The organism is Haloquadratum walsbyi C23, from assembly GCF_000237865.1.
Lineage (GTDB): Archaea > Halobacteriota > Halobacteria > Halobacteriales > Haloferacaceae > Haloquadratum > Haloquadratum walsbyi.
The window spans coordinates 1,825,361-1,838,388 of sequence record NC_017459.1 but is presented as its reverse complement, the minus strand read 5'-3'; the positions used below and the strand labels follow the sequence as shown (position 1 = coordinate 1,838,388).

7 protein-coding genes, 1 tRNA gene and 3 rRNA genes are annotated in these 13,028 nt (G+C 47.9%); 4 read left to right on the top strand and 7 right to left on the bottom strand.

The window, feature by feature from the left end; all coding sequences use genetic code 11:
* Positions 1-83 precede the first annotated feature (83 nt).
* Entirely contained in the window at positions 84-644 is a 561-nt protein-coding gene (locus tag HQRW_RS08120) for a TATA-box-binding protein (RefSeq protein ID WP_011571757.1), read from the bottom strand.
* Between the two features lie 992 nt (positions 645-1,636).
* Here HQRW_RS08120 and HQRW_RS08115 point away from each other — a divergent pair.
* From HQRW_RS08115 to rrf, 4 genes are all read left to right on the top strand, one after another.
* Positions 1,637-3,108, top strand: a 16S ribosomal RNA gene (locus HQRW_RS08115).
* A 270-nt stretch (positions 3,109-3,378) separates the two neighbouring features.
* Positions 3,379-3,450 (top strand) — tRNA-Ala (locus HQRW_RS08110).
* Between the two features lie 380 nt (positions 3,451-3,830).
* A 23S ribosomal RNA gene (locus HQRW_RS08105) occupies positions 3,831-6,761 on the top strand.
* 410 nt (positions 6,762-7,171) lie between these two features.
* Positions 7,172-7,293 (top strand): 5S ribosomal RNA (gene rrf, locus HQRW_RS08100).
* The 16S, 23S and 5S rRNA genes sit together here with 1 tRNA gene alongside, the layout of an rRNA operon.
* 156 nt (positions 7,294-7,449) lie before the next feature.
* Here rrf and HQRW_RS08095 read toward each other — a convergent pair.
* The 6 genes from HQRW_RS08095 to HQRW_RS08070 form a co-directional block, all read right to left on the bottom strand.
* Positions 7,450-8,223, bottom strand: a complete 774-nt coding sequence (locus HQRW_RS08095) for a hypothetical protein (RefSeq protein WP_014556214.1) — start codon at positions 8,221-8,223, stop codon at positions 7,450-7,452.
* Positions 8,220-8,555 carry a hypothetical protein gene (locus tag HQRW_RS08090; RefSeq protein ID WP_065757388.1) on the bottom strand — a complete coding sequence of 112 codons (336 nt, stop codon included), beginning with the start codon at positions 8,553-8,555 and terminating at the stop codon, positions 8,220-8,222. The genes HQRW_RS08095 and HQRW_RS08090 overlap by 4 nt, the downstream gene beginning before the upstream one ends.
* Before the next feature lie 168 nt (positions 8,556-8,723).
* Entirely contained in the window at positions 8,724-9,383 is a 660-nt protein-coding gene (locus tag HQRW_RS08085) for a TVP38/TMEM64 family protein (protein WP_231852284.1), read from the bottom strand.
* A gap of 296 nt (positions 9,384-9,679) precedes the next feature.
* A complete protein-coding gene (locus tag HQRW_RS08080; RefSeq protein ID WP_014556211.1) occupies positions 9,680-10,378 on the bottom strand; it encodes a CDP-alcohol phosphatidyltransferase family protein in 699 nt (232 codons plus the stop codon).
* 85 nt (positions 10,379-10,463) lie between these two features.
* Positions 10,464-11,096, bottom strand: a complete 633-nt coding sequence (locus HQRW_RS08075; protein WP_014556210.1) for a GNAT family N-acetyltransferase — start codon at positions 11,094-11,096, stop codon at positions 10,464-10,466.
* Positions 11,097-11,373: 277 nt separating this feature from the next.
* A complete protein-coding gene (locus tag HQRW_RS08070) occupies positions 11,374-12,675 on the bottom strand; it encodes an MFS transporter (protein WP_173362470.1) in 1,302 nt (433 codons plus the stop codon).
* Between the last annotated feature and the right edge of the window lie 353 nt (positions 12,676-13,028).

Here is a 13,028-nt window from a genome sequence, read left to right as displayed (position 1 = left end):
TATACGAACCTAGTCGGAACTAGCCTATGAGCAAGTATGAATAATATACAATGTAATACTATAATACAACAATAACGCTCAGATTAATTTAACAGACCAAGATCCTCAATTCGTTCGACAATTTCTTCAACTGCTGCTGCGGCATCATTCGTCTGCTTTCCACCGGTAATAACGATCTTTCCGGATCCAAATAGCAAAATAACCACTTCTGGTTGATCCATTCGATACACGAGTCCAGGAAACTGCTCAGGTTCATATTCAACATCTTCTAATCCAAGCCCGATTGCCAGTGCATTCAAATTGAGGGTGTGTCCAAGATCTGCACTTGAGACAATATTCTGGACAGTTATCTCTGGGTCTTCATCAACAGGAATACTGAGCCCCCGGAGCTTCTCGAAGATGATCCCAAGCGCATCATGCACATCATTGATGCTCTTTGCTCCTGTGCAGACGATTTTTCCTGAGCGAAAAATTAGTGCTGCTGCCTTTGGCTCCTGTGTCCGATACACTAACCCAGGAAAATTGTCAGGATTGAAATCTGCCCCCGGAAGGTCCTCAGCGAGTGCTTCAAGGTCGAGTTCCTGTCCAATCCCAGTCGATGCGACCACATTCTGAATCTCGATTGAGTCTGCGGGTGCACTCATACGTTGTCAAAGTGACGCTCCGTACCCTTATAAAGCCCCATTATAAACCATTCACACGCAGATAATATATCTGTCATAAATTCTGTCATATAACTCTCGACCAATACGGTCGAATAGCTGCTGTTTGAGCATTAATCATCCTGGATAAACATCTTCTAGTTATCCAGATGTTGTATTTATATGAAACCCGTATCATATACCGACTTAGCCTTACGACCACTTTGTCGGTATCCTCAATCGAATCGGCTTGTATTAATCAATCGTTATTATCGACCCGACCTGTACCTATCGTGCAGACATTACTGTGATCTGAACACAAAGCATACACCGTTGATATTTTATTGAAATGGCTTAAGAAGCAACTATGCGCGCATCAATCAGATAATAATCATTTGGTTTAGATTTGATACTCAATTTCTTCACTATATAGCATATATATCGTAAGCAGTCGTTGTATGTCTCTCATAGCACTGTTTCAATTAATCCCCACATCAACGACCTTATATACAACCCTCACATTAATCGTAATGCGAAGAACGCATGACTGCAAGCGGTTCAAATCCGTTTGCATTCACCGATTTCCAACTCAATCATCATACTGATTCAACGGGTTTATACCTATACGACAGTTTCGATTGATTGGACAGAAGATGAGGATTCCATCCCTGCGGTCCGCCGTACAGACGGAATCTGATGTTAGCTTTGGTGGTTCGGTGATACCTGTCTGGTGTCTCCGAACCACTCGGACCATGCAATGCGAAATATCTGATCAACTATCAGAATATATCATGACGTGACGTTTCGTGTGTAATCGTCACTCTGATTCTCTGCTAATACAGCATCTAATGAGACTCAGACTGACACTCACCCCGTGACAATGATACAATACGATACGATACAATAGGATACGTATCCTTGTCACATCGGTGATTCGTTACCACGAATCCCGCCACCCTCCTCATGACTCATACGTCTGAGTCACGAGGAATCCCATTCCGGTTGATCCTGCCGGAGGCCATTGCTATCGGAGTCCGATTTAGCCATGCTAGTCGTGCGAGTTCAGACTCGCGGCACCGAGCTCAGTAACACGTGGCCAAACTACCCTACAGAGACGGATACCCTCGGGAAACTGAGGTTAACCCGTCATATCGATCTCAGGCTTGAATCGCAGAGATCACAAAACGCCCCGGCGCTGTAGGATGTGGCTGCGGTTGATTAGGTAGACGGTGGGGTAACGGCCCACCGTGCCCATAATCAGTACAGGTTGTGAGAGCAAGAACCTGGAGACGGAATCTGAGACAAGATTCCGGGCCCTACGGGGCGCAGCAGGCGCGAAACCTTTACACTGCACGCACGTGCGATAAGGGGACTCCGAGTGCGAGGGCATATCGTCCTCGCTTTCGTGTACCGTAGGGTGGTACACCAACAAGGGCTGGGCAAGACCGGTGCCAGCCGCCGCGGTAATACCGGCAGCCCGAGTGATGGCCGATCTTATTGGGCCTAAAGCGTCCGTAGCTGGCTGCGCAAGTCCGTCGGGAAATCCACTCGCCCAACGAGTGGGCGTCCGACGGAAACTGCACAGCTTGGGACCGGAAGGCTCGAAGGGTACGTTCGGGGTAGGAGTGAAATCCCATAATCCCGCACGGACCACCGATGGCGAAAGCACTTCGAGAAAACGGATCCGACAGTGAGGGACGAAAGCCAGGGTCTCCAACCGGATTAGATACCCGGGTAGTCCTGGCCGTAAACAATGTTCGCTAGGTATGACACAGACTACGCGTCTCTGTTGTGCCGTAGGGAAGCCGAGAAGCGAACCGCCTGGGAAGTACGTCTGCAAGGATGAAACTTAAAGGAATTGGCGGGGGAGCACTACAACCGGAGGAGCCTGCGGTTTAATTGGACTCAACGCCGGACATCTCACCAGCTCCGACTACAGTGATGACGACCAGGTTGATGACCTCATCACGACGCTGTAGAGAGGAGGTGCATGGCCGCCGTCAGCTCGTACCGTGAGGCGTCCTGTTAAGTCAGGCAACGAGCGAGACCCGCACCCCTAATTGCCAGCAACAGTTTCGACTGGTTGGGTACATTAGGAGGACTGCCAGTGTTAAACTGGAGGAAGGAACGGGCAACGGTAGGTCAGTATGCCCCGAATGAGCTGGGCAACACGCGGGCTACAATGGCTAAGACAATGGGTCGCTATCTCGACAGAGAACGCTAATCTCGAAACTTAGTCGTAGTTCGGATTGAGGGCTGAAACTCGCCCTCATGAAGCTGGATTCGGTAGTAGCCGCCTTTCAGTAGAAGGCGACGAATACGTCCCTGCTCCTTGCACACACCGCCCGTCAAAGCACCCGAGTGAGGTCCGGATGAGGCTATCACTGATAGTCGAATCTGGGCTTCGCAAGGGGGCTTAAGTCGTAACAAGGTAGCCGTAGGGGAATCTGCGGCTGGATCACCTCCTAACGAACGGGACTAGATCGATGTATCTAGCCCACCACGATCGCAACCGCGATCGCAATCTCGACTGCGAATTCGACTATGATCCGATTGTACACTGATTGAATCTCACATCACACTCAGTTACAATCACATATTACAGACGAAACGATACACCACGATATATACCACAGCACCGTCCGAGTGGTCGGTACCTCTGTTCGTGTATTCCAACAGAACAGACAACACAAACATAGACGACAGACAGGCACCTTAGAACCACCAAAGCTAATTAGGGCCCATAGCTCAGCGGGAGAGTGCCTCCTTTGCAAGGAGGATGCCCTGGGTTCGAATCCCAGTGGGTCCATTTCAGCCATCGACACTGACCATTTGAGTGAATCCAAATTTCATTCAACACAAGTGTCGTGGTGTTCCGAACTGATGCACCATTCCGTGAAAGCGCGAATGGGAAGGGTTCGATGAACGCGTCAATAACCACTTAGATCTGACCGTTCCATGACAACCGTATGTACGCGTGTAATCCAGACGCCCACTGAACCCGTTCACACGGGCTCCATCGTGGACGTCAACAACACAACATAACTCAACACAACCATAACGTCACAACGACAATAATAATGTCAGTCATCAAGACTGCATTATGCTATACTATACTGTAACATACTAGATTGTCTTATCATCGAGATGAGACTGACTATACTATACACTGTATACTTATACTATATACTATACTGGCTACTGTACTGGCTGGTGAATGGCTCGGCTCGAGAGCCGACGACGGACGTGCCAAGCTGCGAAAAGCCTGAGGGAGCCGCACGGAGGCTAAGAACTCAGGATCTCCGAATGGGAATCCCCATTGCGATTACGAGGTATCTCGTAATCGGGAACGCCCCGAATTGAAACATCTTAGTAGGGGCAGGAACAGAAAGCAACCGCGATATCGTTAGTAACCGCGAGTGAACACGACACAGTCCAAACCGAATCCGCAAGGAAATGTGGTGTTTCGGACCAACAACCACGGACCGCACGATACCGAGAAATCTCCTGGAACGGAGTACGACACAGGGTGACAGTCCCGTATCGTCATCACGCGATCCCGCGTTGACTCCAGAGTCGCAAGGGTTGGCTATCCCTTGTTAATTCCGCAGACATCAACTGCGAAGACTACACACTCCTCGAGACCGATAGCGAACAAGTAGCGTGAGCGAACGCTGCAAAGCACCCCGAACAGGGCGGTGCAATAGGGCCTGAACTCAGTCAGTGATAGAACGACGAGGCATACAAGGTCCCACTCACAACGACCTGAGAGCAATCTCACTGTAGAACGAGTGGGAAGCCGATGTCGCGTCGTACGTTTTGAAAAACGACCCAGGGAGTGCATCCACCCGGCAAGTCTAACTGGTCCACCCAGGAAGACGCAGGGAAACCGATATGACCGCAGTCATGACATCTCATACTCATGACCAGGGTCACCGTACTTACATGCGGGGAGTCGCGTGGATGCGACCCGAAACCGAGTGATCTACGCGCGGGCAAGGTGAAGCGTGCCGAAAGGTGCGTGGAAGCCTGTTAGGGATGGTGTCCTACAATACCCTCCCGTGACCCACGTGTAGGGGTGAAAGGCCCATCGAACTCGGCAACAGCTGGTTCCAGCCGACACATATCGAAGTATGTCCTCAGCCGAGGTAGTCTGCGAGGTAGAGCTACCGATTGGATGTCCCGCCTCCGAGAGGAGTCGGCCATGCTGTCAAACTCCAAACTTGCAGACGCCGTAGACGCTGGGAATCCGGACTGCGGGGTAAGCCTGTGGTCCATGAGGGAGACAACCCAGAGCAGGGTTAAGGTCCCCAAGTGTGGATTAAGTGCAACTGAAGGTTGTCTCGAGCCCTAAACAGCCGGGAGGTGAGCTTAGAAGCAGCTACCCTCTAAGAAAAGCGTAATAGCTTACCGGCCGAGGTTCGAGGCGCCCAAAATGATCGGGGCTCAAATCCACCACCGAGACCCTGCAATACTTATTATCAAGTAACTTCGTAGGCTTGGCGTACTGACCGGATGGAAGTACGGGCGAGAGCTCGTATGGACCGCTCAGTAACGATAATCCTGGTCACAGTAGCAGCAATAGTCGGGTGTGACCCCCGACGGCCTAACGAGCAAGGGTTCCTCGGCACTGCTAATCAGCCGAGGGTTAGCCGGTCCTAAGTCTGACCGTAATTCGACTCAGACAAACAGGGAAACTGGTTAATATTCCAGTGCCGTCGTGTCTTATCGAACGCTTTCGGAAACAGTGAACGGGGCCATCGCCCCGTCGAATCATGGAATCTCGTGGATGCCGTAACGGCACGAAGCGGGAGAATCATGAGACCGCGCAAGTCACTGGTACCAAGAGCCCGTGAAACAAACACACGACGCCCGTACCAAGATCCGACACAGGTGCTCAGGCAGCGAAAGCCATGGCCCGTCGGGACCAACCGGCGTTAGGGAATTCGGCAAGTTAGTCCCGTACCTTCGGAAGAAGGGATGCCTGCTCTTGACCGAGCAGGTCGCAGTGACTCGGACGCTCCGACTGTCTAGTAACAACATAGGTGACCGCAAATCCGCAAGGACTCGTACGGTCACTGAATCCTGCCCAGTGCAGGTATCTGAACACCTCGTACAAGAGGACGAAGGACCTGTTAACGGCGGGGGTAACTATGACCCTCTTAAGGTAGCGTAGTACCTTGCCGCTTCAGTAGCGGCTTGCATGAATGGATCAACGAGAGCGTCACTGTCCCAACGCTGGACCCGGTGAACTGTACGTTCCAGTGCGGAGTCTGGAGACCCCCAAGGGGAAGCGAAGACCCTATAGAGCTTTACTGCAGGCTGTCGCTGAGACATGGTCGCTGATGTGCAGCATAGGTAGGAGCCACTACACAGGTATCCGCGCCAGCGGATCACCGAGGCACTCATGAAATACTACCCGTCAGTGACTGTGACTCTCACTCCGGGAGGAAAACACCGGTAGCCGGGCAGTTTGACTGGGGCGGTACGCGCTCGAAAAGATATCGAGCGCGCCCAAAGGTCTCCTCACGTGAGTCGGAAACTCACAGACGAGCGCAAGAGCACACGGAGGCCTGACAGTGATCTTCCCAACGAGGATCGCTGACGCGAAAGCGTGGTCTAGCGAACCAACGAGGTTCAGAGATGGGACCCGTTGATGACAGAAAAGCTACCTTAGGGATAACAGAGTCGTCACTCGCAAGAGCACATATCGACCGAGTGGCTTGCTACCTCGATGTCGGTTCCCTCCATCCTGCCTGTGCAGACGCAGGCAAGGGTGAGGTTGTTCGCCTATTAAAGGAGGTCGTGAGCTGGGTTTAGACCGTCGTGAGACAGGTCGGCTGCTATCTATTGGGGGTGTAAGGTACTTGCGAGGAACGCTCGTATAGTACGAGAGGAACTACGAGTGGGTGCCACTGGTGTATCGGTTGTCCGACAGGGCAGTTGCCGAGCAGCCACGCACCACAGGGTAAGAGCTGAATGCATCTAAGCTCGAAACCTCCCTCAAAAAGAAGTACCACGAAGGATCCTTCTAGAAGAGAAGGTAGATAGACTCGGGGTGTACGCATCGAGGCAACGAGATGTTGAGCCCGCGAGCACTAACCATCCAAGCCATAATCATATTATACTATATTATACTGTACTACAATATACTGTATCATATCAGATGTATACTGAAAGTCAGACAACACTCATATCGAGTTGGTTCGTCTCACACACGAGTGAGAGACGACACTGACAGTATAGGATTGAGAGATGATTGGGTTGATTGACACTGACACTATACTACACTGGAACCTGCGTGAGCGGGTTCAGGCGGAAACTGGATTACACGCGTATATACGGACACAGACACGGACACACAAAACAGATCAGGTAAGAGAGACGCGGTATAACCGAGCGATGGTTCAAGTCACGTCACGGCATGTCACAGCACATTCCAGATCAGATCGGATTAGAATAGATCAGGATAGGAAAGTGATCACAGTGATAATACAATACAATACGGTTCGATTCCGTAAGTTCGGATTTGAGGCGGCCAGAGCGGCAGGGAAACACCTGTACCCATCCCGAACACAGTGGTTAAGTCTGCAAGCGTTGGAGCACGTACTGGAGTGAGAGATCCTCTGGGAGCGCTTCATCGCCGCCTTGCTTTTCATACTTTTATTCTAACTAGTGCCTACCATCTGGCGAATATTAGTGTTAGTGCTAGTGTTAATCATATGCCTGGCAATCAGACTTTGTGCCGGAGACAATTCGTTACTCCAGTATTAGTATTATAAATATGCAAATATGGGCATGCAAATTTTCACTCAGACTTCTGAAGATATTTTGTGAGTGTTTCGTATGGAATTTGTGCTCGTGTGGCAACAGTTTTCACTTCAACGTCGAATCGACGACAAGCAGCTACTGCGCCAGTGATAATGAATAATGACTGATCAGATGGAGAGAGGTCAGACATTCCATAGAAATCAAGTGACGAGGGATTCCATGGGTCGGTCGCGTGATTCATTGAAGAATCAAGCGCATATGCAATCAGTGTACTCGTCAAGAGTGCGCTGAGGAGTGATTCTCCTAACATGGTGGCTGTTCGATCCGTGTTCATATTTGTGTCAGCCTCCGCGTTTGAAATTGGTACTTTTTCAGCGTCTGTTTCGATAGATAGTGGCGATGTGTCATGGGAACCACCGTCTTCGAATACACTGGTCTGAGCGTTGGATTCAGTGAGATTCAGATCTGTTGTTGGCGATATCGTTCGTATGAGTGCTCCGGCGACAGCAAGATGATGTCGGGTGCTGACGATTGTTGATTCTTGGGTATCAGACGCCGATTTATCCGCTGTAATGTGTGTATTTATTCGATTGGCAACTTTATCGGAACTATTTGATTTCATCGTTTTTACTGCTGCATCTTTGGGTAGATTGATATCTATATCATCGGCAGTGACATCATCGGTGTCAGCAGGGTTGTCAGAATCATCAGATGACATTTTGTCGACCGGTCTATCGATGGTGAGTGCTTGCTTGAGGGTAGTATTAATGACGATTTCGATAGGTGATTGATCCGGAAAGGAAGTACTCACAGTTCTTCAATAGTAACAAGGGATGTATTATGAACTGTTCCATCTGGGGTAAGTGTCATGCGACCGAGTGAAATAGTTGTTCCAGCATCATGTTGTGCTGCGAGACGTTTGAGGACAGTCGACTTTTCGAGATGGTCCCAGACGATTGCTTCTATTTGCGTTTGGAACGTTGTCGAGTTAGTCCATCCTGAGTCGATGTCAGATGGAACGTGAACAACAAATTGGAGGTCAGATTCAGTAATATGTATTCCAACGCCAAATGTGTCGCCTGGCGATACCACGTCCTGTGAGTCAGCAGAATGGGTGTCAGTAGAACTGATATTTGGAGGCATGTATAGAACGTTAGCTACGTTAGAAGAAAAACTTGCGGCGTCAGTAGAGATCATGAGTCGCTACAAAAATCAGATGAAGGTGAACACAGCGAACTCTTCGGATAGTATTTGTACATTGGAAATCATCAAAATATGCACATAAATATCCCTTTGGTAAAAAAGGGGCGCTCACTGTATCCAGTTAATAAATATATAACGATAATGACGAATGAGAGTCCACAGGAGTATTGCAATACTGACAATCGTGATTACGAGGATACTCTGACCATTTATTGCATTAGAGCCGGCATATGCAGCAAGTGCGAATGTCGGGGCACGTCCAGTGAGAACAAGCAAAATAAATGTTCGTAGCCGAATATCAGAGAGTCCAGCAGCAAAACATAATAAATCGTCTGGAAATGTCGGTAACAAAAATGCGGCAAATAGGAGCAAAATACCTCCTTCATTATGTGTTAGGCTTTCATCCCACCGTGAAAATTGATCAGGATCGAAGAGGCGTTGAACAGCACGACGACCAATACGACGGGTGAATATAAATACAATAGTGCTCCCAGCTACGACTCCTATGAGGCTATACACTGTTCCAGGTAATACACCAAAGAATGCACCAGCAACACCAGCAAGAATCTGCCCTGGGATTGGTGCGATAATGACCTGAAGCGCTTGAAGTAGGACAAATCCAACTGGTGCTGTCGGACCAAGCGCCGCCAATTGGGCTTGAATCCACGTCGGATTGTCGATTTGCTCAATTGAAGCGATTAAATCGAAACTATCCGCAACCATAGAAACGACCGTCTGTTTTACAGGTAGTGTAACCACACTAATCACACTGAGAAATATGATCATGAGGCTGATAGTGATAATGACAAGTCTTTCTCGTCGGTCTTCAGGGAGCGTCACCACAGATAAGACGACAATATCCAATAGTATCATATGTTTAATATAATAGGTTGGGCAATGTTGTGTGAGGCGACAGTGTCCGTGTTGGTATTATTACTGGGTGATTCGGGCATTCATGGAGTCGGTGTAAGTTCCGCACACATCTGAGATCCGAAAGATACTGAATGAGGATACAGGGTGACAGAAAGCACGATTGAGACAAGCGGTTTCATTCAGATGGTACATTACAGATACCCAGTCTCAATTGCAAGTGCGAGCAATGTAACAATCGTGATGAGTATTCCGATGAAAACATGACCTGCAGTTGTTTTTTTTGCTTTATAATTTGAAATCATCAATGGGCAGATGGCAATAATCACAATCCCGGCAACCCATCCATTCCAAATTTCAAGAACTGAATGAAGTAGATAGCTCAATAGAACAATCACGTTTGTGTGGACGACCGTTGTTCCGTGATAGTAACTGACGTTACCATCTGAGCCAAACCCGTCATTGTTGTGGCGCACAAGTCGAAGTCCGCCAAATGAGAGGATACAGAATCCAACAACAAGGCTTGCAAGAAGATGCGGAGAAAGCGTGAGATGATATAGCAACGCGGCAGGGACAAGATATGCAAAAACATCAATAAATGAGTCTATTTGTCGACCAAACGGTGATGTATTGTTGGTTTGCCGTGCGTACCATCCATCAAGTTTGTCAAACCCAAATGCGGCAAACATGACAATGACACCCCAGTTTGGTTCGCCACGGACGAGTAACAGAGCACTTGCCCAGCCAAATAATAATGCGCCAAGGCTGATATAATCTGCACCAGTAAGACGATCACGAATATCGATTCGGTCATTCGTATCAGGTACACGATATATTGCTGGGTCAAGCCGTTGATATATTCCTTCAATTGTCTCTCGAATTTCACTCGACATCCACACAAATACATAATTATCGCTATTGATATAATACTACTCTGTGAACTATTTACTTAGGAGATATCTATATTGATAGATAGAACTATTGCGTGTTTGGCAATTGATGACGAATTGAGAGAGGTCCAATACGGGCGTATACTCGGGTAGAGCGAACGGTAAACCCACACGTTTCAAATAACGCTTGTGAGGGTCGGTTATCGATTGCTACGAGTGCCACTGCTTGTGTTGCATCACGTGCGGAAGCATATCGATTGGCGGCGGTAATAAGTGCAGTTGCGACTCCACGATTACGATGTGCTTGATCGACGTACACGCGACGAATATATGCACCATTAAACGAGAGTTTGCACTCAAGAACATCAATCGGGACAGTTGTATTAACTGAAATAAATAAATATCCCCGGGCAACGCCTTTCTCACAAACTGTAAGAACAGTTTCAGCTGGAAGCTTCTCTGCTAGTGGTGCATTAAGAGATGCAGGCGCATCAGGACGGCTAACGATACTGAATTGAGAGTTTGATTCAGATGTCCACGTATGCACAGAAGCGTGTGATGAGTTGTCTGCTCGTATCGGCTTACCGACTTCTGTGGCTGTTTTATTTGGAAGGTCAACCGCGTACTGGCGCATAGCTGTCGCGGTAATACCAGCTTGTGCGAGTAATTCGTATAATTTCCGTCCGTATTGGTTCCGGGTAAGACGCCAAAGTGAGACCACGACTGTATGAAATAGTCTGCATGATTCAATTCAAATGTATTGCTTTGTTGTGATCGTGAGTATACTTTATAATCTATACTATATTACGGATAGACTGGCGTATTGATATTGGTTTTAATCCATTAGAATCAGGTTAATTTCACCGTGGAGCGATTGGTTATATCTTACATTTTGACGACCACTCATTATGCTATTTTTAATATATAGTATTCAATCAGTAATATCGTACGTCACACCGGACAGCACTAATTTATTGAAATAGGTTTGAATTACTATTTCAATCTCCTGGCGTTGGGGTTGGTTGTTCAATATTCGTTGGTTCACCAACTTGTGTGTAGACAAGTATCAGTCCGCCAGCACTCAGCACTGTTGCAACAACAAATGGCGTTGCAAACCCAAATCCAACGAGGATTCCTGAGAATAATGTTCCAAAAGCAATCCCAAGTCCGAATCCCATTGTAAGTAATGAGAGCGTTGACCCAGATTCACCCTCGCCAGCAAGGTCACCAGCGAGTGCGAGTGATGGAGCAAATACTGCTGCGACAGCAATTCCCTGGATAAATCGTGCAACAATCATCAGTAGCGAAGAGGTGAGAAATCCTTGTACAAGCGTCGAAGGAAGGAGGAGTACAAACCCCCAAATAAGGAATAGACGTCGTCCATATATATCACTTAACCGTCCGATTGGGAGTTGAAATAGCACATTCGCGAAGACAGTCGCACCAAACTGCAGTGAGAAGAGGAACGTTCCTTGATCAAGACGTGCATTGATGCTATTGGCTAGTGGTGCATAAATTGCCAGTCCAAGTGCCATGACGATTGTTGCAACACCAAGCGCAAACACAGGGTCAAGCCCAGTCCCGTCGACGCTACGAACACGGATACTGATATCTTCAGCTGCCTGCCCGTCTGCTTGTTCTGGATCAGTGATAAGTATTGCAATAAGCACAAAACTAACCAATGCTCCTCCGACAGCAACAATAAACGCAGCATCAAATCCAGATATCTCAAGTGGAATTCCCAGACCCAACAGCGAATACGGTCCAGCAGCAACGACACCCCCAGCAACGAGAGGTCCCATGCCAAATCCTAAGAGTCGAAAAGTGTTGAATAGTCCAAAATTTCCTCCACGGTTATCTGCTGCAGAAAGCTCATTCACTAGTGCAACAGTGACAGGAATAGTAAACGCTGCTCCAATTCCTTGAAGTGCACGCATAAGAACGACCGAGAGATAGTCAGTAAAGAAGATGTATCCTGCACTTCCAATAGCGACAAGCGAAAGCCCAATAAGTAAAAACAGTTTTCGCTTTCCCGTCTGGTCTGATAGTGACCCAGTAAATGGCTGTCCAAGGCTATTTAGAAATCCGAATAATGAAAGAACGACCCCAATGAGTAACTCAGGTGTCAGCGTAAATGGAATCGACCCAAGTTGTACAGTTGTACCCACAAAAGCTGGAAGCGAAACGAGTTGACTCCCAATATACAATGGAAGAACAACGACTAAAAACGAATTTGCGAGCGCATCGACCATCCGCGCTATTGCAAGAGCAAGAATTCGCGAGTCAATATTAGACTCAATACCAAGAACCATCATCAGTAAATAAACGCGAGAGTTGTATCAACCTGTTTACTTGAAGTGACTTATTCACCGCTTCAGGATTATAGACAATCACCTCAGATCTGAGATTCCTTAGTTATACTGCTATTCGATATCGTCTGACAACCTACGGTCATCTCACAAACGCATTTCAAACATTAACTCGGTATTTGTAGAAGTGCAGTTTCCATATGTGGCGACAGATCACAGAGCAATTCGGCTATCCGTTGGATATAACAGGGCAGAGATATCTGAAGAGACATCTCCAGATCATCACAACTTTGATACAAAAGATTCGCGTCTCAAAATACTCATACTCAATCCCCGTCACAGTC

Excerpts from the sequence above, each read along its gene's own strand:
- HQRW_RS08120 (WP_011571757.1), bottom strand. The coding sequence starts at position 644 with ATGAGTGCACCCGCAGACTCAATCGAGATTCAGAATGTGGTCGCATCG.
- HQRW_RS08090 (WP_065757388.1), bottom strand. The coding sequence starts at position 8,555 with ATGCCTCCAAATATCAGTTCTACTGACACCCATTCTGCTGACTCACAG.
- HQRW_RS08080 (WP_014556211.1), bottom strand. The coding sequence starts at position 10,378 with ATGTCGAGTGAAATTCGAGAGACAATTGAAGGAATATATCAACGGCTT.